Genomic DNA, 23,248 nt, shown 5'->3' with positions numbered 1-23,248 from the left:
TGCGCAATTTTTATACTATTTAAATTTGTGTGGACTGATGGTAACGATATAGCGGTAACAGATAACGCTGCGTCTGGGCAATGATTTCTTCGTAATGCGCCGGCTCCAGCGAACGCCACAGGCGTTGATACCAGATATCGGCGCCCTCCCCGCTGACCACCATGTTACCTTCGTAGGTCTGCAGGAATTTGCTCCGCGCTTTCTGCTGCGTCTCTTCGTCCATTACGATGACATCCTTTTCGGCGTCATAACAGGCTTTCAGCCAGGCGCCACCGCTTTCCGGCAGCAGCAGCAGCGGCTGCGACATCCCCAGCAAATAGCCATCCACCAGCTCATTAAGGTACGCCTGCGCCTCGGCGGGCGCCAGCGGCGGAAAACGCCACTCTCCCTCTTTACGCACAAACAGCCGGCTCTCGCCGGCGCCGCCGCTGGCACAGTAGACAAGGTGTTCCAGCCAAAGTTGCATCCCCTGGGAGACGCTCAGCAGCGAAGGCCGCCAGCGCAGCAGCCCGTCCGGCTGCACCTGCTGCAGCCAGCCGGTCAGATTTACGCTGCCGCACTGGAGATCGATCTCCATGCTCTGCGCCTGCTGGCGCTCGGCTTTCACCCGCTCGGCCAGAGCCTGCATCTCCAGACGCTGCGTCTCCCACACCAGCTCGCCAAAGGCGCCATACGGCAGCTCGCCGGCGGCGCGGAAGCGGCGGAACATGGCCGAGGCGTCCTGCTCTTCGATAAGGGTATTGAGCAGTTGCTGGTTCAGTTGATAACGGCTCAGCCCTTCCAGGGTGAAGGGCTCGTCATCGGGAATATCATCCTCTTCCGCACGGAAATTGACCCGCAGACGCTGCTGAAAGAACGCGCGAACCGGGTGCTGCCAGAAGCGCAGGAGCTGCTCGAACGGCAGGCTGTCTATCGGCGGCGGGGTAAGCGGTTGAATGAAGTCGCTATGCGCCTCACCCTGCTGGCCGGCGGCAGCCAGCCATTCCCGGGCGTAGCTCTTGTTCTCGTCCTCCTGGAAATTGGCGATGTCGAACGGCATGCGGGTATGCAGGTGAGTGATGTGGGCTTTAACCCGCGCCTCGCTGGTGTCGCAATCAAGCTCCTCGTCGCCGGCGAGACAGTGGCTCTGGCCGATGTAATCCACCAGCTCCTGCACCAGCACCGAGGGAAAGCGCTCGCTGTTGTCCTGGATAGAACGGCCGATGTAGCTGATATACAGCGTCTGTTCGGCGGACATCAGCGCCTCAAGGAACAGGTAGCGGTCATCATCGCGCCGGCTGCGGTCGCCGCGCTGCGGCTTCTGGCTCATTAAATCAAAGCCCAGCGGCGGCAGCGTTCGCGGATAAACCCCATCGTTCATCCCCAGCAGGCAAACCACTTTGAAAGGAATAGAGCGCATCGGCATCAGGGTGCAGATGTTGACCGGGCCGGCGAGAAAGCGCTGGCTGATCCGTTGTTGATCGAGGCGCTGGGCCAGCTCATCGCGCAACAGCGTCAACGGCACCTGGTCGCCATACTGCGCTTCCAGACCGCTATCAATCACCGCCAGCCACTGCTGCTCAATCAGCGCCAGCGCCGCTTCGGTCTCGCTGTCCGGCAGGAAAAAGTCATTCAGCAGATCGCGACAGACCGGCAGCCACTCCGCCAGCGGCCGCTGCTGGGCGAGACCGCGTCGCCACAGGTTAAGCTGCATCAGCAGCGATGCAAGGTTACCCACCAGTTCGGCGATCAAACCACTGGATTCGTCATAGGGCAGCACCGACTGCCATTCGCCCTCCCGGCTGTCCATCGCGTAGCCCAGCAGCATGCGGGTAAGGCCGAACCGCCAGGTGTGCTGGCCGGTCGCCGGCAGGTCAAGCTCACGGACGTTGTCGTCATCCATTCCCCAGCGGACCCCGGACTCGTTGACCCACTGACGCAGGTAGCGCAGCCCCTCTTCGTTGATGTTAAAGCGCGCCGCCAGCACCGGCACGTCCAGCAGCGCCAGCACATCTTCGCTGGCGAAGCGGCTGTCGGGCAGCGAGAGCAGCGTGATAAACGCCTGCAGCACCGGGTGCGACTCCCGGGCGCGGCGGTCGGAGATCGCCCACGGCAGCCAGCGGTCGCCGCTGGCGGCGCCAAACACCGCCTGTATATAGGGGCTGTAGCTATCGATATCCGCCACCATGACGATGATATCCCGCGGCGTGAGCGTCGGATCCGCCTCCAGCATCGCCAGCAGCCGATCGTGCAGAACCTCCACCTCACGCTGCGGACTGTGGCAGACGTGAATGCTCAGGCTGCGGTCGTCCTGCGCCAGCGGACGTTTGTCGCGACTGTGAGCGAACGCCTCTGCGCTCTGCCCGGCCACCGCCGCGTTGCGCAGTTCGAGGATATCCGACTGCAGGTTATGCAACAGGTTATCAGGAACGATATCGACAAAGGCGTCCAGCTCCTCATAGCGCTCCAGCCCCGCCAGCAGGTAGATATAGTCGCGTCCCAGCTTGCCCCAGGAGGCGAGCAGCGGGTTGCCGACATCCTGCTCCCCGGCGTCATTAAACAGCCCTGGCGCCTGCCCGGCGTCGCGGAACAGGGGCAGCGCGCGCGCCTCGCGGTGATGGCGTCGCTGACGCGACAGTAGCTTCGCCAGAAACGCCGGATCTTTAATATCTCCCCAGTAGTAGCGGCAGGGGTTGGTGAACAGCACATAGACATCGACATGCTTACCCAGCGCCTGCAGCGCCTGCAGGTAGACCGGCGGCAGCGCGGAAATTCCACAAATAAAGACGCGCGACGGCAGCCCGGCGGGCGGTTCATCGGCCTTTTCCAGGGCGCTGATAAAGCGCTGATAGAGATTGGCGCGGTGCCACTGCGGCTGACCGAGCTCGGCGGTATAGCGCACCAGCGCTTTCCACAGCGGCGCCTGCCACTGCTGGGCGTCGCCGAGGCCGTCAACCCGCTGGTCGGCCTCCCAGCGCATCAGCCATTCCGGGCGATAGACCAGATACTGGTCATAGAGGTCCGCTACCCGGGCGGCCAGCTGAAACAGCTTGCGTTTGTCGCCGTCATCGCTCAGATACTGGCGCAGCAGGATAAAATCGTCTTCTTCCAGGTGCTGCGGCAGGAGAGTCATCAGCTTCCAGCTCATGCTCTGCTTGCTGAAGGCGCTTTCGCCAGGGATATCTTTCAGGACGCGCACGAACATATCCCAGATAAAGCTCGCCGGCAGCGGAAACTCGATGTTGGCGGCAATTCCGAAGCGCGAGGCCAGGGTCATCTGCAGCCACTGCGCCATACCGGTACTCTGCACCAGCACCATTTCAGCCTGAAAAGGGTCATCCAGCCGCTGGCGCTCGACGATAAACTCCATCAACGCCTCGAGAACATCCAGCCGGTTTGAGTGGTATACCCTTAACATAATTGCTCCTGACTACTGGCTGACCGGGCAATGCAGCCGGGTCATCTGCGCCCGCTTTGCAACGGGCATACTGATCGTTACCGTGATGCTGACACATCTTTGCGTCGATGTCTGCATACGGCTTACCTGCTCGCCTGCCGGCGGAGGCGGCGCGGAAAGCTGGCTATAGCGCCAGGCGTCGCGCCATAGCTGACGCGTCTGGTTCAGCTGGTGGACTCCTTGCGCCATTCCGCGCTGATAGCTGCCCAGCGCTGCGACCGTCAGCACCATCAGCGCCATCGCCAGTACGGTCTCCGGCAGGCTAAAACCCCGCTGGCGCTTCATGGCATTTGACATAAGCTCACCTCCCTGAGCGGGCAAAAATCGCTCCAGCCATGGGCGGAGAAACGCACCTGCCCGCCGCGCACCTCGCCGGACTGCCAGACCTGCACCTCGCCGCTGGCGCTGCTGAGCAGCAGCGAACCGTCGTCGAAGATGCGCAGACAGGCGCGCCAGCCCTGCTGCGCCTGCTCGCGGCAGGCCAGCGGCGCCTGTGCCGACCAGGCCTGCTGCTTTCCCCACTGTAGCGCCGAATGGGCCACAGCCGTATCGCGGATCGCCTGCGTTTCGCTGGCGGTTTGCGCCAGCAGCGCCCGCTGCTGCAGGTTAAGCCCCTCAAGCAGCAGGCTACCGAGAGTCAGCAACAGGAGCACCATCAGCAGCGACGACATTCCACGCTGGCGGATCACAGGTTATACCCCGTCACCCGCTGCTCCACCTCGGCCGCCAGACCCGCCTGCCGGGCAGAGCGCGCCGCCAGCGTCACGATCAGCTCCGGCGCGAAGCCCTCGGTCAGCAGACGCTGCGCCGCAAAGCGCGTCACCACGATAGCGGCCGGATTGGTGATTTTCTCCCATCCGCTGCCGCGGCAGTCACTGGCTCCGCGCAAAGTCTCCAGCGCGCCGTCGCGCAGGCGAAAGCCGGTGCTCTCCGCCGCTGCCGCAGGAGAGGTTTCCCATGTCCCATTGCTGTTCGCGTCCCAGCGCACAATCAGGCACTCGCCGTCGGCGGCAAGCTCCAGTCCGGCTCCGCCGCACGCTCCCCGGCAGTATCCGGCGCGCTGCAGATGTTTACCCACGGCATGCACCCGCTGCCACAGTTCGTTCTCCAGGGCCAGCTGTTCGCCCTGGCGCAGAATATGGCGCTGCAGGGCGGGTAGAAAGCGGCAGGCGCCAATCAGCAGCAGCGAGCCAATCGCCATGGCGATAAGCGCCTCCGCAAGGGAAAACCCGCGGCGGCTCACTGGCACCCTCCCGCGCTGTCGCTGCGGCATAAACGAATCCGCCCCCAGTGTGAAATCACAATGCTCCAGCTGCCGGCCTCGCTCTGCAGCCGCAGATTCCCCGCCCAGGCGGTGCTGCGCAGGCCGTAGAATCCCAGGCCAGGCGTGACGCCTGCCAGCGAGATCCCCGGCCAGCGCGGGCGCAGCGTTAAGGTCGACGCGGAGGCGCACGCCGGCGCCTCCCCCTGCGCACTCAGGCACCAGCCCTCTTCATCCTGGCCGACGCGAAGCACGCGGTCCCGGTTGTAGGCGTTGGCGTCATCGCGCAGGAAGACCAGGAAATCCCGCACCTGGACGGCGGTTTGCCACAGTCGTTGCTGCTGCTGCCAGCGCTGCCAGCCGTACAGGCCGCCGACGCTGAGGATCATCATTAACGTCAGCGTCACCAGGGTTTCCATCAGGGTATAGCCATGTTCTCTGTTCATGGCGCAGAGTATGCCGCGGCGGTTAGCCCTGGCGCGACGACGGAAAATAGCTTTCCCGGCCAGACACGCAAAAAAGGTTTGTATGATCAACAGCAGAACATTTTTTTGCGAGCCTCTTTCCAACATTCCCGCCCACAACCGCCTGTGGCTAGGGGGCGGGGTGAAGCGTTCCTATCCTAATGGCGACGAGGGCTGCCACTCATTCAGGTGGTGAAAACGGCATAAAAAAACCGGCGTCATCGGACGCCGGTTGGTCATATCTGCAGAGGGGGTTAAATCGCCACTGGCGCTTTGATTCCCGGGTGCGGATCGTAACCTTCAATCTCGAAGTCTTCAAAGCGGTAGTCGAAGATCGACGCGGGCTTGCGTTTGATGACCAGCTTCGGCAGCGGACGCGGTTCGCGGCTCAGCTGCAGATGAGTCTGCTCGAGATGGTTGCTGTACAGATGGGTGTCGCCACCGGTCCAGACGAAATCGCCGACCTGCAGATCGCACTGCTGCGCCACCATATGCACCAGCAGAGCGTAGCTGGCGATGTTGAACGGCAGGCCGAGGAAGACGTCGCAGGAGCGCTGATACAGCTGGCAGGAGAGCTTGCCGTCGGCGACATAGAACTGGAAGAAGGCGTGGCACGGCGCCAGGGCCATCTTATCCAGCTCGCCGACGTTCCACGCCGAAACGATGATCCGGCGGGAGTCCGGGTCGTTTTTCAGCTGGTCCATCACCGTGCTGATCTGGTCGATATGACGACCGTCCGGCGCAGGCCAGGAACGCCACTGTTTGCCGTAAACCGGCCCCAGGTCGCCATTTTCATCTGCCCACTCGTCCCAGATGGTGACGTTGTTATCGTGCAGATAGGCGATGTTGGTGTCACCCTGCAGGAACCACAGCAGTTCATGGATGATGGAGCGTAAATGACAGCGCTTGGTGGTCACCAGCGGGAAGCCTTCCTGCAGGTTAAAACGCATCTGATGGCCGAAAATAGAGATCGTGCCAGTGCCGGTGCGGTCATTTTTTGGCGTGCCCTCGGCGAGCACTTTCTGCATCAAATCAAGATACTGTTTCATGGTTCCTCAAGAATTCAGTTGCTGCGGACGGTGGCGGTAAGCCCAAACCATCATGATGATACCCGCAAGCACCATCGGGATCGAAAGAATCTGCCCCATGCTGATGTACTGCACCCAGCCGCCGGTGAACTGGGCGTCGGGCTGGCGGAAGAATTCCACGATAATGCGGAACAGGCCGTAGCCAATCAGGAACAGGCCGGAAACGGAACCGGTCGGGCGCGGTTTACGGATAAACAGGTTCAGGATCAGGAACAGCACCACGCCTTCCAGCGCCAGCTCGTACAGCTGCGACGCGTGGCGCGGCAGCGCGCCATAGGTATCAAACAGCGATTGCCATTCCGGGTGGGTCGGCAGCAGCGCCAGGTCTTCAGCACGGGAGCCCGGGAAAATCATCGTGTAGTGGAAGCTCGGGTCCACGCGGCCCCACAGCTCGCCGTTGATAAAGTTGCCCAGACGCCCGGCGCCAAGGCCAAACGGGATCAGCGGCGCGATAAAATCGGAGACCTGGAAAAAGGTCCGTTTGGTGCGTCTGGCGAAGATAATCATCACCAGGATCACGCCGATCAGGCCGCCGTGGAACGACATGCCGCCGTCCCAGACGCGGAACAGATACAACGGATCGGCAAGAAAGACCGGCAGGTTGTAGAACAGCACGTAGCCGATACGGCCGCCCAGGAAGACGCCGAGGAAGCCCGCGTAAAGCAGGTTTTCCACTTCATTTTTCGTCCAGCCGCTGCCCGGACGATTCGCCCGACGGGTGGCCAGCCACATCGCAAAGACAAAGCCCACCAGGTACATTAAACCGTACCAGTGGAGGGAGACCGGGCCTAGAGAAAAAATGACCGGATCGAACTCCGGAAAATGCAGGTAGCCACTATTCATCTGTCACCATAAAGACTTGTTATTCCGCCGAAAGTGGACAGCGGTGATGATCCATGCCCGATTAAAACGGGCACGCCGAAGGAGGCGAATCATAGCATAAGCCAGGTGTGCGATCCGCGCCGGCGTGTAAAAGATATGTATACGGATGCTAACAGAATGCCGTTTTCCCGGTGGTATCCTATTTTGCCGGAGGGTGCGAACAGAGGATTCCCGGGTTACGGCTTACGCCTCACCCGGGCTACCGCTACCGCCCGCCGCGGATCAGGCCGCCGAGACCGCGCCGCTCCATAAAGGCCGCCACCTGATGGCGCACCTCGGCGGTCATCTGGGCTTCGAGGCTGCGACGCGACAGCTCCTGCGCCTCTTCGATATCGATGCGGCGCAGCAGATATTTCACCCTCGCCACCGAGCGGCCGTTCATCGACAGATGGCGATAACCGAGACCGATGAGGATCGTCACGCACATCGGGTCGCCTGCCATCTCGCCGCACAGTCGCAGATCGATGCCAAAGCGCTCCGCGTCATGGGCGATCATCGCCAGTGCCCGCAATACCGCAGGATGCAGGCTGTCATACATGCTGGCGACCCGGGTATTGTTACGGTCGACGGCCAGCAGGTACTGGGTCAGGTCGTTCGTGCCTACCGAGATAAAATCGATCCGGCTGGCCAGCTGCGGCAGCATAAAGACCATTGACGGCACCTCCAGCATCACCCCCAGACGCGGACGCGGGATGGCGTAGCCGATCATCTCTTCCACTTCCCGGCTGGCGCGGTCGATCAGCCGACGGGCCTCATCGACCTCTTCCAGACTGGTCACCATCGGCAGCAAAATGCTGAGGTTGCCGGTGGCGGCGTTGGCGCGCAGCATCGCTCGCACCTGGATCAAAAAGATCTCCGGCTGATCGAGGGTGATGCGGATCCCGCGCCAGCCAAGGCACGGGTTCTCTTCACTGATCGGCATGTACGGCAGCTGTTTATCCGCGCCGATGTCCAGAGTACGCAGGGTCACCGGTTTGCTGTTAAACATCTGCAGCATGCCCTGATACTGGGCGACCTGCTCCTCTTCTGAGGGGAAGCCGCTCTGCAGCATAAAAGGAATTTCGGTACGGTACAGACCAATACCGTCAACAAAGCTGCCGAGCTTCTCTTCGTGCTCCGGGCTTAAGCCGGCGTTGAGCATGACTTTCACCCGTTCGCCGCTTTTCAGCTCCGATGCGCGCTGGAGATCGTCCTCCGCCAGGCGGCTGAGCTCGTTCTCTTCGCTGATAAGCCGCTGATATTCCTGCAACAGAACAGGTTCAGGATCCACCAGCAGCTCACCGCGATAGCCATCGACAATCAGCGTATGGCCATGCAGCAGAGAGGGCTGAATATCGGCGCCCATCACCGTTGGGATGCCAAGGGCCCGCACCATAATGGCGGCATGGGAGTTGGCAGCGCCATCGCGCACCACCACGCCGGCCAGACGATCCTGCGGCACCTCGGCGAGGGTGGTGGCCGACAGCTCGTCCGCCACGAGGATAATGCGCGCCGGCCAGGTGTTAGGTCCCTGAATACTGTCGTCGAGATGGAACAGCAGACGCTGACCCAGCGTGCGCAGGTCGCCGGCCCGCTCTTTTAGATAGCCGTCGCTCAGCGCGGCAAACTGTTCGGCGAACTTCTCGATGATCTTTTTGACCGCCCACTCGGCGACGGCGCCTTTGTCGACTTCGGCAAAGAGCTCGCGACGCAGGCGGGCGTCGGAGAGCAGGTGCGAGTAGAGATCGAAGATCGCCGCCGTCTCTTTTTGCGCGCCGGCGGCGTAGCGTTTGCTGTAGCGACGAAACTCGTTGGCCGCTTCTTCCAGCGCGCCGGTCAGGCGTTCACGTTCCGAGGCGGTGTCCAGCGTCGAGGCTTCATACACCTGCTCCATCAGCGGCAGGCTGACGTCCATCCAGCCCTCGGCGATCGCCACCCCGGAAGAGGCCGGCAGAGCGCGAATGCGCGTCTGACGATACTGACCGAACAGGGCGTTCAGCTGGGACTGGGAGAGGATCGCCGCCATCTGGGTGGCGAGAGTGACGAGGAAAGACTCTTCGCTTTCATCAAACTGGCGCAGCTCACGCTGCTGGACCACCAGCACGCCCAACAGCTGGCGGCGCTGGATGATCGGCACGCCAAGGAAGGCGCGGAAGCGGTCCTCTTTGACGGCGGGAATATACTTGAAGCTGGGGTGTTTTTGCGCATCGGCGAGGTTGATGGGCTCCGCCAGGCGGCCAACCAGCCCCACCAGGCCTTCATCGAACGCCAGCGCAACGGTGCGCCCGCGAGGTTTTTTTAACCCGCGGGTAGCCATCAGGTAATAGCAGCGTCGATCATTGTCAGCCAGGTAAACCGAGCAGACTTCCGTCTCCATCGCCTGGCAGACATCCGTCACCAGAATATCCAGCGCCTCGTTTAAACGCGGCGCACTCGCGACCTTCTCGACTATTTCTCGCAACCGAGTGAGCATAATGTGCGTGGCTTAACCTCTTTTACGTCGATAAGCAGGCGCGCTTTGCGGCTTAGGTGCGCTCTCCGCCAGCGACATAGTGACGCTGGCGAACTCTTTCATCACCCGGCGGTAGACGTCGCGTTTGAACGACACCACCTGACGCACCGGGTACCAGTAACTCACCCAGCGCCAGCCATCAAATTCAGGTGTGCTGCTGGTTTGCATATTGATGTCCGCGTCGTTACCGATCAACTGCAAAAGAAACCACTTTTGTTTCTGGCCGATACAAACCGGCTTTGTGTCCCAACGCACCAAACGTTTAGGCAACTTGTAACGCAGCCAGTTACGGGTTGAGGCAAGGATCCGCACATCTTTACGGCTTAACCCGACCTCTTCAAACAATTCCCGATACATCGCCTGCTCTGCGGATTCTCCTGGATTTATGCCCCCTTGCGGGAACTGCCACGAGTGCTGACCATAGCGTCGGGCCCACATGACCTGGCCCTGACGATTACAGATTACAATACCGACATTTGGGCGGTAGCCATCGTCATCAATCACCGGACTACCTCAAGATAAGCTTCAATGTGAATGATTGTTTCACACTCGTCGGAAACGGTAAACCACTCTGTTCGCACACTGAGAACGGATAACATTTGAATAACTCACAGTAATTGCCAGAGTTATAAACAGCGAAAGCGCCCGACGTCCGATTTTATTCACTTTTTCTGTGGATAGAGTTGTGAAGAAGTACGGAATTAACCCGGGAAAACCCGGAGTAATCTGAACATCGCACTGCTAGCACCTTATAATAATGATAGCATATTCATTAAGTTAGAATATATTCCTTTCACTTATTACAGCATAACGTGACGATCATCACACATGCGATCCGCCGACTGATGAAAGATCGAGCAATGTCGATTTTATCCACAGATTACGCGCAGGTCGCGGGCATATTTTCTCTAAAAATTCGATTTTCGTCGCACGTCAAGGCTGTAAATCGAACCAGTAGTGGGGCTTTTCCCCAGTTATCCCACTTTTCTGTGGATAACATGGTGTAAGATCCTGTTTATTGTCAGTGACCAGTTCTGGAAAACCTGTTTTCATGGTTTTCACCTGCCGCGTAATGACCTTAAAAAATCATATAAATCATGGGATTGGTATAGTTACTCAGAAAACGATAAACTCTATCCACAACGCGCAAAATTAGCGCTCATTTTTTAACCAAAGGTGTCGCCCTATGCCCGCTATCGCTCCGCTCTCCTCTCCGCCGCAAAGTCAGGAACAGCTGTTGGCCCAGGCCCGCCAGCTGGCCGGCTATACGCTGGGTGAGCTGGCGGCGCTGGCCGGGATCCCCATTCCCCGCGATCTGAAACGTGATAAAGGCTGGACGGGCATCCTGCTGGAGCTGTGGCTGGGGGCCAGCGCGGGCAGTAAACCCGAGCAGGATTTCGCCGCGCTGGGGGTGGAGCTCAAAACGATCCCTATCGACAGCCGGGGCCGTCCGCTGGAGACCACTTTTGTCTGCGTCGCCCCGTTAACTGGCAATAGCGGCGTCACCTGGGAGAGCAGCCATGTGCGGCATAAGCTGCAGCGAGTCCTGTGGATCCCTGTGGAGGGAGAGCGCACCATTCCTCTGGCGGCGCGGCGCGTCGGCGCACCGCTGCTGTGGAGTCCGGACGAAGAAGAGGAGCGCCAGCTGCGCATGGACTGGGAAGAGCTGATGGATCTTATTGTCCTCGGTGAGGTGGAGCGCATTACCGCCCGCCACGGCGAGGTGCTACAGCTAAGACCGAAAGCGGCCAACAGCAAGGCGTTGACCGAAGCCATCGGCGCCCGCGGGGAGACGATCCTCACGCTGCCGCGCGGCTTCTACCTGAAAAAGAATTTTACCGCCGCCCTGCTCGCCCGCCATTTTTTGTTACAACACGATTAATTTTTTGTTCTGCGTTGGGGCTTGCATATAATTGCTGCTTTCTATTTTGCAGGACTTTGAACAATGTTATTTGCATGGATAACCGATCCTAACGCCTGGCTGGCGCTGGGCACCTTGACGCTGCTGGAGATCGTGCTCGGGATCGATAATATTATTTTTCTCTCTCTGGTTGTGGCCAAGCTCCCCACCGCCCAGCGCGCCCACGCGCGACGGATCGGTTTAATGGGGGCGATGGTCATGCGCTTGGCGCTGCTGGCCTCTATCGCCTGGGTCGTTAAGCTGACCAACCCGCTCTTTACCGTCCTCGGTCAGGAGATTTCGTTTCGCGATCTGATCTTGCTGTTTGGCGGACTGTTCCTTATCTGGAAAGCCAGTAAAGAGATCCATGAATCTATCGAAGGCGAAGAGGAGGGGCTTAAAACTAACGTTCACTCCTTCCTCGGCGCCATCGTGCAGATCATGCTGCTGGACATCATCTTTAGCCTCGACTCGGTGATCACCGCCGTCGGCCTGTCGGATCATCTGTTTATTATGATGGCGGCGGTTGTGATTGCGGTGGGGGTCATGATGTTCGCCGCGCGACCGATCGGCGATTTTGTTGACCGTCATCCGTCGGTAAAAATGCTGGCGCTGTCGTTTCTGATCCTCGTCGGCTTTACCCTGATGCTGGAAAGTTTCGACGTCCATGTGCCGAAGGGATACATCTACTTCGCGATGTTCTTCTCTATTGCGGTGGAGAGCCTTAACCTGCTGCGCAATAAGAAAAACCCGCTGTAAACCACAAAATTGCAGCCTGGTCACAGGCTGCAACCCTTTTTCAGACTTTACTGCTTTTTATGTCTCACAAATCAGGCTATTAATAGACAGGTATGGGGTGCAGCTACTCAAGAGGTGATGACGATGAAAAAATGGGCAGTATTGATTTCCGCCGTAGGACTGGCGTTCTCGGTTTCCGGTTGCAGCAGCGATTACGTCATGGCGACCAAAGATGGGCGAATGATCCTGACCGACGGTAAACCCACCGTGGATGACGATACCGGTCTTATCAGCTACGAAGATCAGCAGGGTAATAAAATGCAGATCAATCGTGACGACGTTTCACAAATCATTAAGCGTTAATTTTTCCCCGTCGGCCCCAGCCTCTTTTGACGCTGCGCTTACCGACAACCAGTCTTCTGAGAAGAGTCGGGACACACCAGGACACCGCGGGTTTCACCCACCGCTCCTCCTCGTCACCCGGCTTTTTTGATTTTTTTACTTCCTCTTTTTCTCACCCTCTGCCATGTTGATACTCCTTTGTCGGGGAATGCCTGACCTTATAAATAAAAAGGAAGCTGGCTATGCAGTATCACCGTATCCCACACAGTTCACTTGAAATCAGCACCCTCGGGCTGGGAACCATGACCTTTGGCGAGCAGAACAGCGAGGCCGATGCCCATCAGCAGCTCGACTATGCGGTCGCCAACGGCATCAACCTGATCGATGTCGCTGAAATGTACCCTGTCCCTCCGCGCCCGGAAACTCAGGGGCTGACCGAAACCTACGTCGGCAACTGGCTGGCGAAACGCGGCAATCGCGAAAAGCTGGTGCTCGCCTCGAAGGTCAGCGGGCCCGCGCGTAATAACGACAGCAGTATTCGACCAAACCACGTCCTGGACCGGAAAAATATCCGCGAGGCGCTGCACGCCAGTCTGAAGCGTCTGCAGACCGATTATCTCGACCTGTATCAGGTACACTGGCCGCAGCGCCCCACCAACTGCTTTGGCAAGCTGGGCTACACCTGGGCCGACGCCGCCCCCGCGGTGACCCTGCTGGATACCCTCGAGGCGCTGACCGAGTTCCAGCGCGCCGGCAAGATCCGCTACATCGGCGTGTCGAACGAAACCGCCTTCGGCGTGATGCGTTATCTGCACCTGGCGGATAAGCACGACCTGCCGCGGATCGTGACCATTCAGAACCCCTACAGCCTGCTGAACCGCAGCTTTGAAGTCGGCCTGGCGGAAGTGAGCCAGTTCGAAGGCGTGGAGCTGCTGGCCTACTCCTGCCTGGCTTTCGGCACCCTGACCGGGAAGTACCTCAACGGCGCGAAGCCGGCGGGGGCGCGCAATACGCTGTTCAGCCGCTTTACGCGCTACAGCAGCGAGCAGTCGCAGAAAGCGGTGGCGGCGTACGTGGATATCGCCAAACGCCACGGCCTCGATCCGGCGCAAATGGCGCTGGCCTTTGTGCGTCGGCAGCCGTTTGTCGCCAGCACCCTGCTGGGGGCGACGACCATGGCGCAGCTGCAGGCCAACGTGGAAAGTTTACAGCTTGAGCTGAGCGAAGAGGTATTAGCGGAGATTGAAGCGGTGCATCAGGTTTATACCTACCCGGCACCGTAGCACGACCTGTCGACGCCGGCTTCTGGCGTCGCGTTGTTGCCCGGTGGCGGCTACGCCTTACCGGGCCTACGCTACCCCGGTCGGGTAGCCACCTCAGCAGCCGCGGTAGCCCGGGTCAGGCGCAAGCCGCAACCCGGGATTTCCCTCTGCCCGCGCGCCTGGCAGGGGTTACGATTTCGAGTCAACCGCGACGAGAAGTTATTTACGCCGCCCCCAGACCCACAGCGCGGCGATGGCCACGGCAAACACCGCGCCAAAACCTATCCCCACGGCGACCGGCGGAACGCCCACGCTCACCGCCAGGGAATAGAGCCCCAGCATCAGCAGCATCGCCACGTTTTCGCCCAGGTTCTGTACCGCAATCGCGTTACCCGCCCCGACCGAGTGTTTCCCGCGCTCCTGCAGCAGCGCATTCAGCGGCACGATAAAGAAGCCGCCGAACACCCCGAGCAGCAGTAGCAGTCCGAACGCCGGCAGCAGCGACTGCTGCACCGCAAACGCCATTACCGCAATACCGATCAATATCCCGGCCGGCATACAGCGCGACACCGTCTCCAGAGTCACCAGCTTCGCCGCCGCCCCGGCCCCCAGCACAATCCCCACCGCCACCATCGCATTAAGATAGGTGGGCATGGCGTTGCTGGTAATGCCCAGCGCTACCGGCACCCAGATCACCAGCAGGAAGCGCAGGGTCACGCCAGCGCCCCAGAACAGGCTGGTGCCCATCAGCGAAAAGCGGGTTTCGCCGTTGCGCCACAGCGTGCGGCAGGCGCTGAAGAAGCTGTGCGTCATCGGCTTAAAACGCCATGACTGCCCCGGACGCGCCGCCGGCAGCCTGGGTATCCACAGGTTAGCCACCACCGCCCCGCCGTAGACCAGCGCGCAGACGCTCAGCGCCGCCAGCACGTGCCAGTCGGCGAGGATCCCGCCGGCCATGGAGCCCAGCAGGATCGCCGCGATGGTCGAGGACTCCATCAGTCCGTTAGCCTTCACTAACTTATCGCCGGTGGTCAGTTCGCCGAGAATGCCATACTTGGCCGGCGAATAGGCGGCGGCGCCAATCCCCACCAGCGTATAGCCGATAAACGGATTAACGCCGAAGCAGATACAGCCGGCGCCGAGCAGCTTCAGGCCGTTGGCCACCATCATCACCCGGCCTTTGGCAAAGCTGTCGGCGAACTGGCCGACAAAGGGAGCAAACAGGATGTAAGCGCCCACAAACAACATCTGCAGGACCGGCTGGCTCCACTCCGGATAATAAAGCTGCTTCATCAGCGCCAGGGTGGCGAAGAGAAGCGCATTGTCGCCGAAGGCCGACAGGAACTGGGCGCAGATCACCGCCATCATCCCTTTCGAATACAGCGAAGGGTTAGTATGCACTGACTCACTCATGGGTTGTTTCCGCCTCGTCGACCATGTTTTTCAGGGTGACATAGTCTGGCTTGCCGCTGCCGAGCACCGGCAGCTGTTTCAGCCAGCGTATATCGCGCGGCACCGCCAGCTCCGGTACGCCGTGCTGACGAGCGTAGCGCAGCAGGGCTTCGCGAGTCAGTTCATTATCGGTGGTAAACAGCACCAGCGCCTCGCCTTTGCTGGCGTCCTGTTTAATCGCCGTGGCGTGCATTTTGTCCGGCGATGCGCCGAGGGCCACCTGCTCCACCATCTCAAGAGAGATCATTTCGCCAGCGATTTTGGCGAAGCGCTTCGCGCGGCCCTGGATGCGGACATAGCCCTGCTCGTCGAAGGTGACGATATCGCCGGTGTCATACCAACCCGCTTCCTTTTCGCCGTGCTGATTTTCCGCCGTCGGCGCTTCCAGCACCCCGGGATTTTCCACCCGCAGGTAGCCTTTCATAATGTTCGGCCCTTTCAGCTGCAGCCGCCCCCCTTGCTCAATGCCAGGCATCGCCAGCAGGCGGGCGTCCATCCCCGGCAGGATACGCCCCACGGTGCCGACCTTCGCCGCCATCGGCACGTTGATCGAGACCACCGGGGCGCACTCGGTCACGCCATAGCCTTCGAGAATGCGCAGGCCGAATTTATCCTGCCACAGCTGTTTGGTGCTCTCCTGCAGCTTCTCCGCCCCGGCGACCACATAGCGCAGTCGATAGAAATCATAGGGGTTAGCGAAGCGGGCATAGTTGGCGAGGAAGGTCGAGGTGCCGAACAGCACTGTGCAGTTGCGATCGTAGACCAGCTCCGGCACCACGCGATAGTGCAGCGGGCTGGGATAGAGAAACACCTCCGCGCCGGTAAGCAACGGCGTCAGCAGACCGACGGTGAGGCCAAAGGAGTGGAACAGCGGCAGCGCCGACATAAAGCGGTCATTAGCGGTAAAGTCGGCAATGGTTTTGATCTGCTCGACGTTGGCCAGCAGACTTTTATGGCTGTGCACCACCCCTTTCGGATTGCCCTCCGAGCCGGAGGTGAAGAGGATCATCGCCGCGTCTTCCGGCTGCTGCTTAACCTGCGCCAGACGCGGCGCCAGCAGATGGCCGAAAATCCACAGTTTGTCCGCAGGGGTGATATCGCCTTTGAGATCTTCCAGGAACACCCAGCGCACCTGAGTCAGTTGCTCCGGCAGGTGCCAGAGCTTGCCTTTATCAAGGAAGGTGCGCGAGGTAAAAATGGTGTTGAGTTCCGCGGCGGCGATGGCGCTGCTGAGCCCTTTCACCCCGGCGGTATAGTTCATCATCGCCGGAATGCGCCCGCGGGCGATCGCGCCGAAAATCACCGCCGCGCTGATGCCGGCGTTGGGCAGCATCAGACCGATCTTCTCGCCCTGCTGGCTGTATTTTTCCAGAATGCGGGCGACAAACAGGGTTTTGGTCAGCAGCTTGCGATAGGTATCCGGCTGGAAGTTGATATCCTCCACGCAGGGTTTGCGCGCGCCGAAGCGGTCCTGCGCCGCCAGCAGCGACTCATACAGGGTTTCCCGCGGACGCACCGCCATCCGGGCTTCCATCATGATCTGATGCAGCATTTCTCCGGCGATTTTGCGCCGGTCGCGGGCGCGCGGCGCCTCAGGCATCGGCAGATGGGTGGGCGGCAGCAGATGCAGCTGAATACGCGGGAACAGGCGACGTTTCACCAGCCCCTTCAGCCGGCTGAAGGGCGTCAGCTCAGCGCCTTCAATGCGCAGCGGCACGATGGTCGCCTGCGATTTGGCGGCGACAAAGGCGGCGCCGTCATAAATTTTCATCAGCGAGCCGCTGACCGAAATTCGCCCTTCCGGGAAGATGACCACCGGCCGCCCCTGTTCAATCAGGCGCACCAGATGTTTGATCGACATCGGTTTGGTCGGGTCCAGCGGCACAAAATCGATAATCGGCGTCAGCGCGCGCATAAACCAGCGCTGGCTGATTGAGGTATAGACGGCAAAAACCGGTCGGACCGGCAAAAACAGCGCCAGCAGAATGCCGTCGAGGAACGAGACGTGGTTCGGGGTAATTAAGACTTTTTGCTGGTGCAAAGCCTGCGTGTCGCCGGTCAGTCTGACCCGGTATAACCCCTTGAACAGCAGTCTGAAAAATCCCAAAAGCATAACAACTCCATGTGACCGGTGATGAGTCAAAGCAGGTTACACGAGAAGGCGTGGGAAAGCAGTGCAGCGGGGGGATTTTCAGAATAAAAAAAACCTGCGCATCCGCGCAGGCTGGTGTAAGACGTCCAGTACGAAGAGCGTACCTGAGAAACTCACCTATCAATACCTCTGGGATCTCGATTGTCGCGTTTTTCGCCCGGTTCGGGCCAGCGGGAAAACGCAAGGGAGTGAGCCTAAGTGCAACCAGTTATTACGATTTTCGCTATCTGTAACAACGCCGGCGACGGGCAAAAAAAAACCTGCGCATCTGCGCAGGCTGGTGTAAGTAAAGTGGTCAACATGACGTTGACTCCACCTATCAATACCTCTGGGATAGCCAGAATATCAACCTGCTCGGCGGACAAACCAGCGAACATTCGCAACAGCGCATCGCAAAGTGTAAGCAAAGGTTTGTATTTCCCCGAGCCGGTTTCAATTACTGATTGCGTCAATGTAAACAGGTCACCGATAAGCCCGCTCTGAATCACATTTGCGCCATTCCTTCGCCGCCGCGCCTTGAATCTGCCGCTCTTTCCCGTAACATAGCAGTATGTAAACGCTTACCCTATAAAAGGCATGGTATGGCGACAATTAAGGATGTAGCCCGACTCGCAGGAGTCTCCGTCGCTACCGTCTCCCGCGTCATCAACAACTCTCCCAAAGCCAGCGAAGCCTCGCGTCAGTCCGTGGGCGCGGCGATGGAAACCCTCAACTATCACCCCAACGCGAACGCCCGGGCGCTGGCCCAGCAGTCCACGGAAACTGTCGGCCTGGTGGTGGGCGATGTCTCCGACCCCTTCTTCGGCGCGATGGTCAAAGCCGTCGAACAGGTGGCCTATCGCACCGGCAACTTTTTGCTGATTGGCAATGGCTACCACAACGTGCAGAAGGAGCGCCAGGCGATAGAGCAGCTGATCCGTCACCGCTGCGCGGCGCTGGTGGTGCATGCCAAAATGATCCCCGATGAGGAACTCGCCGGGCTGATGAAGCAGATCCCCGGCATGGTGCTGATCAACCGCATCCTGCCCGGATATGAAACGCGCTGCGTAGCGCTGGACGATCGCTACGGCGCCTGGCTGGCGACCCGCCATCTGATCCAGCAGGGGCACACGCGTATCGGCTACCTGTGCTCAAACCACGATATCTCTGATGCGGAAGATCGCCTGCAGGGGTACTACGCGGCGCTGGAGGAGAGCGGCCTGCCGTGCAACGACCGGCTGGTCACGTTCGCCGAGCCGGATGAAAGCGGCGGCGAACAGGCGATGACCGAACTGCTTGGCCGCGGCCGCCACTTTAGCGCCGTCGCCTGCTATAACGACTCGATGGCCGCCGGCGCGATGGGGGTGCTGAACGACAACGGCATCGACGTCCCGCGGGAAATTTCGCTGATCGGCTTCGACGATGTCCTGATTTCGCGCTATGTTCGCCCGCGGCTGACCACCGTCCGCTACCCGATCGTCACGATGGCGACCCAGGCGGCCGAGCTGGCCTTAGCCCTGGCGGAGCAGCGCCCGGCGCCGGAGATCACCCACCTGTTCAGCCCGACGCTGGTGCGCCGTCATTCGGTGGTGGCCCCGCAGGAAGGCGATAAGTCGTAGCGATAGAGATGCACGGCGGTGGCCGGGTAATCCAGCCCCTCGCCGATGTAGCGCCAGCCGAAGCGTTCATAAAAATCGCGGCAGGCGGAGTAGAGATAAAGCTCCCGATAGCCCGCGCGGCGGGCATAATCGATCACATGCCGCTGCAGTTGTCCGGCCAGCCCCTGACCGCGAGCGGCGGGCGCGACGTACAGCGCCGCCAGCCAGGGAAACAGATCCTGGCGGCTGATCAAATCGCAGCGCCAGAGGCCAATCGTTCCCAGCAGTTGCTCCCCTTCCACGGCAATAAAGGTCAGCGGCAGCGCCTCCGCCGTCTGGCTATGCTGCACAATGCTGGCGAAAAACTCCCGCGGCAGCGCCTCGCCGCCAAAGGCCTGCCACAGCCAGTCGGTCACCTCCCGGGCGAACTGCGGCGCGGCGTACAGCGGCAGGATCGTCATACCAGCTTCCCCTGAAAAATCGGCACCGAGTCGAACAGATAGCCGTCAAAGTCCGGGGCGTCTTCATCGGACAGCTCCAGCAGACTGTTTTTAACGTTTTCCAGATGCTGCCACATCGCCTGCCAGGCGCCCATCACATCGCGACGCCGCAGCGCGGCAAGCAGGGTCTGCCGGTCGCCGAGCCACTTCAGCCGCCAGGCGCGGCTGGCAATATGCACATTAAACTGCTGCCACAGCGGGCTGCTGTCCATCTGCAGCCAGATCCGCTCCACCGTCGCTAACAGCATCTGGTTCTGCGTCGCCCCGGCCAGCACCAGATGGAACAGACGAGCGTTATCCTGGGCGGTGTCGTTGAGGGCGATTGCCCGCTGCTCCTGCTCGATAATCCGCTTCAGATTATCGATATCGGCGCGGGTGGCCATTTTCGCGGCAAAGGCGGCGATATTGCTCTCCAGCAGCTGGCGCGCCTGGAGAATTTCAAACGGACCAACGTCGCTGCTGAGCAGCTGCTCTTCTTCGCTGTCGTTTTCGTGCGGGATACGCATGACGTACACCCCGGATCCCTGACGGATATCCACCGTCCCCTGCAGCTCCAGCATCAGCAGCGCTTCGCGCACGATGGTCCGGCTGACGCCATAGGTTTCGGCAATATGGCGTTCCGGCGGCAAGCGCGACCCGACCGGGTAGCGCCCCTGCGCGATCTGGGCGCGCAGGTCATCACCAATCTCCTGATAGGGCTTCTTTTCCGGCGGAATTATCGCTTTTTCCACAAAATCACCTGTACGTTACATGCCTGCGAGTCAAACACGGCGCTATCTTAGCAAATATTGCCCCCGGCTAGCGGTATTCATCATCGATATCCAGAACCAGTTCACGCCGTTCGCCGAGCTGACGAAACCAGTGCGCCGAGGCTTTGGGTCGCCGGGCGCGATGGTTTTGCAGATCGATTTCGATAAGCCCGTAGCGGTTTTTAAAGGCGTTCATCGGCGACACGTTGTCGGTAAACGCCCACAGCATATAGCCCTGGCAGTTGGCCCCTGCCTCGCGGGCGCGCAGGGTGTGCCACAGATGTTCGCTGATAAAACGAATGCGGTAGCTGTCGTCAATGGCGCCTTCGCGGTTACGGAACTGGCCTTCGTTTTCCACCCCCATCCCGCTCTCCGCCACGAACCAGGGAATGTTGCGATAGTCATTTTTTATCCGCATCGCCATATCAAAGATGATTTGCGGGTAGATTTCCCAGCCGCGGGAGGCATTCATCCGCCGGCCGGGCAGCTCAAACGGCTCATAATACCAGGCCGGATGGAACGGGGTATGCGGATGCCAGGCCCGCGACGGGGCTTTGACCCGGTGCGGATAGTAAAGGTTAATCCCCAGCTCATCGACGGTGTGCTCGCGGATAATCGCCAGATCCTCCGCGCTGGCCTCCCACGTCACCTGATGCTGCTCAAGCAGCGCGAGAAGCGCCGGCGGCCAGACCCCGTGCACCAGCGGGTCGAGAAACATACGGTTGTAGAACAGATCGTAGATCTCCGCCGCGCGCAGGTCATGCGGGGCGCGGGAGCGCGGGTAGGTCACCTCCGGATTGAGGATGCAGCCGACGGTCCCGGGATAGCCTAGCTCGCGAAATCGCTTCACGACGCAAGCGGTCGCCAGCACCTTATGGTAGTTCCACTGCATCCAGGTGCTGGTGTTCTGCTCATAGGGCCAGCGCAGGGCATCAAGATAGACCCGGGTCTGCACCACGATCGGCTCATTAAAGGTAAACCAGCGGGTCACCTTCGGGTGGTAGCGGGCAAAAACCTGCTCCGCGTAGCGCACAAACAGCTCGACCACCGTTTTCGACCCCCAGCCGCCATACTTTTCCAGCAGATAGCCCGGTAGTTCGTAATGCTCAAGGCAGATCATCGGCGTGATGCCGTTGGCCAGCAGCGCATCGAACAGCTGGTCGTAATAGGCCGCATACTCCTCATCCACCGTGACGTTTTCATAGTCGGTCAGAAAGCGCGACCAGTTGATCGAAGTGCGGTAGTGGGTCAGCCCGGCCAGCTTCATCAGCTGCACATCTTCCTGAAAGCGGTTGATAAAATCGGTAGCCACCGCCGGGCCATAGCCGTTATGCCAGACGTGACGGTCGTTTTTGTACCAGAGATCGGGCCAGGAGTCCTGCCCCGGTTTTTTCCCGCTCCAGCCCTCGGTCTGCCAGGCGGAAGCCGCCGCGCCAAGGATAAAATCATCGGGAATAGTCATCCGTACGGTAGTCATAGGCTCCTCAGACAGGGTTGGCGGTCTGTTGATTGTCTGCCTGACGCTGCGCGGCATCGGCACGGCGGGAGGCGATTTTGACGAAAGGCAGATAGATAAGCACCGCGGCCACGATGCAGATCAGCTGGGTGACCACCGCCCCCATCGAGCCGGCGGTGGAGAGCCAGGCGTTGATCAGCGGCGGCGTGGTCCAGGGCACCATCACCACCGCCTTGCCGGCGAAGCCGGTCAGGGTGGCGAAATAGCCGATGCTGCCGGTCACCAGCGGGGTGATGATAAACGGGATGGCGAGGATCGGGTTGAGCATGATCGGCATCCCGAAGATCACCGGCTCGTTAATATTGAACAGCCCCGGGCCTATCGACAGCTTGGCGATCTCTTTCATCTCTTTGCGCCTGGTGGCGATCATCACCGCAATCAGCAGGCCGATGGTCAGCCCCGAGCCGCCGATGCTCATGTAAACATCCCAGAAGGGCATGGTGATGATGTTCGGTACCTCTTTCCCCTGCTCAAAGGCGCTCATATTGACGGTGATCGCCCCCAGCAGCAGCGGCTCGCGGATCGGCTTGATCATCTGGTTGCCGTGAATACCGATCACCCAGAACAGCTGGGCGACGAACATCAGCAGCAGGATCCCCGGCAGGCTCTGCACCACCCGCTCCAGCGGCTGCTGCACCACCTGGTAGACCGCATCGTAGAGATACATTCCCGTCAGCTGGTGGAAGAGAAAACCAAAGGTGGCGATCGCGGTGGTGGTGATGATCGCCGGGATCAGCGCCGAAAAAGAGGCGGAAACGTTCGGCGGCACGGTATCCGGCATCTTGATCTTCAGTCCCTTGCGCCCCTCCAGCCAGCAGTAAATCTCGACCGACAGAATGGCGATGAACATCCCGAGGAACAGGCTGCGGGTGTCGGAGAACTGACGCAGCAGGACATCTTTCACCACGTGCATCTGGCCATCGACCATCATCTCCACCGTGGTCGGCGTGACGCAGATAAAACAGATCACCGCCAGCAGGCCGGGAAACAGGCTTTTGATGCCGTTGATCCGCCCCAGCTCAATGCCGATCAGAAACACGGCGCCGATATTGAGGAAGTTGAGCGTGGCGTAGTTCAGCGCGCTGGTGATCGGCTTCAGCGCGGCGAGAAAGGAGAGCGAGGAAAAGCTGGCGAGCCCATTCTTTGGATCCAGCACCATATTCGAGATCAGTACCGAAAAGGCCCCGACGATGATCACCGGCATCAGGGTAATAAACGCCGATTTGATCGCCATAATGTAGCGATAGCTGTTGAATGTCGTCGCGAAACGCCCCAGCGCGTCGATCAGTTTGTCCTGTAATGCCATAAAAGAGTACCTCAGAGTAAAGGGCTTATTGCGGCCAGGTGGACAGCCAGAGACTTTTGGCATACCAAAACATAGTTGCCAGGCAAAAACTGTTCTGTGACAGCGCTCGCAACCCGCTGCGTGGTATCCCAA

Annotated in this window: 20 protein-coding genes and 2 pseudogenes; 6 read left to right on the top strand and 16 right to left on the bottom strand. The window is 60.0% G+C overall.

The annotated features are described in order from the left end of the window. Positions 1 to 19: 19 nt before the first annotated feature. The 9 genes from recC to rppH all read right to left on the bottom strand — a co-directional run bounded on the left by recC (position 20) and on the right by rppH (position 10,126). A complete protein-coding gene (gene recC, locus QLG03_RS11375; RefSeq protein WP_255988745.1) occupies positions 20 to 3,397 on the bottom strand; it encodes an exodeoxyribonuclease V subunit gamma in 3,378 nt (1,125 codons plus the stop codon). A gap of 12 nt (positions 3,398 to 3,409) precedes the next feature. Then, complete coding sequence (locus QLG03_RS11370) at positions 3,410 to 3,733, bottom strand: prepilin-type N-terminal cleavage/methylation domain-containing protein (protein ID WP_255988746.1); 324 nt, start codon at positions 3,731 to 3,733, stop codon at positions 3,410 to 3,412. After that, on the bottom strand, positions 3,718 to 4,125 hold the full coding sequence (locus tag QLG03_RS11365; protein WP_048298203.1) for a DUF2509 family protein: 408 nt from the start codon (positions 4,123 to 4,125) through the stop codon (positions 3,718 to 3,720). Before QLG03_RS11365 ends, QLG03_RS11370 begins: the two co-directional genes overlap by 16 nt. Next, positions 4,122 to 4,679 (bottom strand): prepilin peptidase-dependent protein, encoded by a 558-nt coding sequence (locus QLG03_RS11360; protein WP_032453975.1) that lies wholly within the window; start codon positions 4,677 to 4,679, stop codon positions 4,122 to 4,124. Before QLG03_RS11360 ends, QLG03_RS11365 begins: the two co-directional genes overlap by 4 nt. Next, positions 4,676 to 5,227: a prepilin peptidase-dependent protein gene (locus QLG03_RS11355; protein ID WP_032453981.1), complete on the bottom strand. Its 552-nt coding sequence runs from the start codon at positions 5,225 to 5,227 to the stop codon at positions 4,676 to 4,678. The genes QLG03_RS11360 and QLG03_RS11355 overlap by 4 nt, the downstream gene beginning before the upstream one ends. Positions 5,228 to 5,415: 188 nt before the next feature. Further along, positions 5,416 to 6,210 carry a thymidylate synthase gene (gene thyA, locus QLG03_RS11350; RefSeq protein ID WP_023290899.1) on the bottom strand — a complete coding sequence of 265 codons (795 nt, stop codon included), beginning with the start codon at positions 6,208 to 6,210 and terminating at the stop codon, positions 5,416 to 5,418. 6 nt (positions 6,211 to 6,216) lie between these two features. Then, on the bottom strand, positions 6,217 to 7,092 hold the full coding sequence (gene lgt / locus QLG03_RS11345; RefSeq protein ID WP_004205445.1) for a prolipoprotein diacylglyceryl transferase: 876 nt from the start codon (positions 7,090 to 7,092) through the stop codon (positions 6,217 to 6,219). Positions 7,093 to 7,336: 244 nt separating this feature from the next. Next, the gene (ptsP, locus tag QLG03_RS11340; protein WP_023290901.1) at positions 7,337 to 9,583 is read right to left on the bottom strand and encodes a phosphoenolpyruvate--protein phosphotransferase; all 2,247 of its coding nucleotides are present in this window, start codon (positions 9,581 to 9,583) and stop codon (positions 7,337 to 7,339) included. A gap of 12 nt (positions 9,584 to 9,595) precedes the next feature. Beyond that, on the bottom strand, positions 9,596 to 10,126 hold the full coding sequence (rppH, locus tag QLG03_RS11335; RefSeq protein WP_004205443.1) for an RNA pyrophosphohydrolase: 531 nt from the start codon (positions 10,124 to 10,126) through the stop codon (positions 9,596 to 9,598). Positions 10,127 to 10,579: 453 nt separating this feature from the next. Here rppH and QLG03_RS11330 point away from each other — a divergent pair. The 5 genes and pseudogenes from QLG03_RS11330 to QLG03_RS11310 all read left to right on the top strand — a co-directional run. After that, positions 10,580 to 10,720: pseudogene (locus QLG03_RS11330) on the top strand (hypothetical protein); the annotation flags it as partial. An 88-nt stretch (positions 10,721 to 10,808) separates the two neighbouring features. Further along, positions 10,809 to 11,504: a DNA mismatch repair endonuclease MutH gene (mutH, locus tag QLG03_RS11325; RefSeq protein ID WP_032453976.1), complete on the top strand. Its 696-nt coding sequence runs from the start codon at positions 10,809 to 10,811 to the stop codon at positions 11,502 to 11,504. 63 nt (positions 11,505 to 11,567) lie between these two features. Continuing rightward, entirely contained in the window at positions 11,568 to 12,281 is a 714-nt protein-coding gene (locus QLG03_RS11320) for a TerC family protein (RefSeq protein ID WP_023290903.1), read from the top strand. A gap of 123 nt (positions 12,282 to 12,404) precedes the next feature. Next, positions 12,405 to 12,623 carry a YgdI/YgdR family lipoprotein gene (locus tag QLG03_RS11315; RefSeq protein WP_002915974.1) on the top strand — a complete coding sequence of 73 codons (219 nt, stop codon included), beginning with the start codon at positions 12,405 to 12,407 and terminating at the stop codon, positions 12,621 to 12,623. 221 nt (positions 12,624 to 12,844) lie between these two features. Further along, a complete protein-coding gene (locus QLG03_RS11310) occupies positions 12,845 to 13,885 on the top strand; it encodes an NADP(H)-dependent aldo-keto reductase (protein ID WP_008806332.1) in 1,041 nt (346 codons plus the stop codon). A gap of 198 nt (positions 13,886 to 14,083) precedes the next feature. Here the strand turns inward: QLG03_RS11310 and lplT are convergent, their stop codons facing one another. The 3 genes and pseudogenes from lplT to QLG03_RS11295 all read right to left on the bottom strand — a co-directional run bounded on the left by lplT (position 14,084) and on the right by QLG03_RS11295 (position 17,956). Then, on the bottom strand, positions 14,084 to 15,277 hold the full coding sequence (gene lplT, locus QLG03_RS11305) for a lysophospholipid transporter LplT (RefSeq protein WP_282473640.1): 1,194 nt from the start codon (positions 15,275 to 15,277) through the stop codon (positions 14,084 to 14,086). Beyond that, on the bottom strand, positions 15,270 to 17,429 hold the full coding sequence (gene aas, locus QLG03_RS11300) for a bifunctional acyl-ACP--phospholipid O-acyltransferase/long-chain-fatty-acid--ACP ligase (RefSeq protein ID WP_023290905.1): 2,160 nt from the start codon (positions 17,427 to 17,429) through the stop codon (positions 15,270 to 15,272). The genes lplT and aas overlap by 8 nt, the downstream gene beginning before the upstream one ends. Positions 17,430 to 17,691: 262 nt before the next feature. Continuing rightward, positions 17,692 to 17,956 (bottom strand): annotated as a pseudogene (locus QLG03_RS11295) (hypothetical protein). A 93-nt stretch (positions 17,957 to 18,049) separates the two neighbouring features. On the opposite strand from QLG03_RS11295, the gene galR reads away from it, so the two are divergent. Further along, complete coding sequence (galR, locus tag QLG03_RS11290) at positions 18,050 to 19,066, top strand: HTH-type transcriptional regulator GalR (RefSeq protein WP_002915981.1); 1,017 nt, start codon at positions 18,050 to 18,052, stop codon at positions 19,064 to 19,066. On the opposite strand, the gene QLG03_RS11285 is transcribed toward galR, so the two are convergent. From QLG03_RS11285 to QLG03_RS11270, 4 genes are all read right to left on the bottom strand, one after another. Beyond that, entirely contained in the window at positions 19,027 to 19,506 is a 480-nt protein-coding gene (locus QLG03_RS11285; protein WP_023290906.1) for a GNAT family N-acetyltransferase, read from the bottom strand. The two genes, galR and QLG03_RS11285, sit on opposite strands and share 40 nt — an antisense overlap. Beyond that, positions 19,503 to 20,276, bottom strand: coding sequence for a GntR family transcriptional regulator (locus tag QLG03_RS11280; protein ID WP_004205433.1), 774 nt, complete (start codon positions 20,274 to 20,276; stop codon positions 19,503 to 19,505). The genes QLG03_RS11285 and QLG03_RS11280 overlap by 4 nt, the downstream gene beginning before the upstream one ends. Positions 20,277 to 20,343: 67 nt before the next feature. Further along, positions 20,344 to 21,771 carry a glycoside hydrolase family 1 protein gene (locus QLG03_RS11275; RefSeq protein WP_023290907.1) on the bottom strand — a complete coding sequence of 476 codons (1,428 nt, stop codon included), beginning with the start codon at positions 21,769 to 21,771 and terminating at the stop codon, positions 20,344 to 20,346. Between the two features lie 7 nt (positions 21,772 to 21,778). Further along, complete coding sequence (locus QLG03_RS11270) at positions 21,779 to 23,116, bottom strand: PTS transporter subunit EIIC (RefSeq protein ID WP_023290908.1); 1,338 nt, start codon at positions 23,114 to 23,116, stop codon at positions 21,779 to 21,781. Between the last annotated feature and the right edge of the window lie 132 nt (positions 23,117 to 23,248).

The organism is Klebsiella sp. V115_8 (assembly GCF_029967715.1).
Lineage (GTDB): Bacteria > Pseudomonadota > Gammaproteobacteria > Enterobacterales > Enterobacteriaceae > Klebsiella > Klebsiella quasipneumoniae.
The sequence above is the reverse complement of the archived record's forward strand: the minus strand, read 5'-3'. Positions and strand labels throughout refer to the sequence as shown.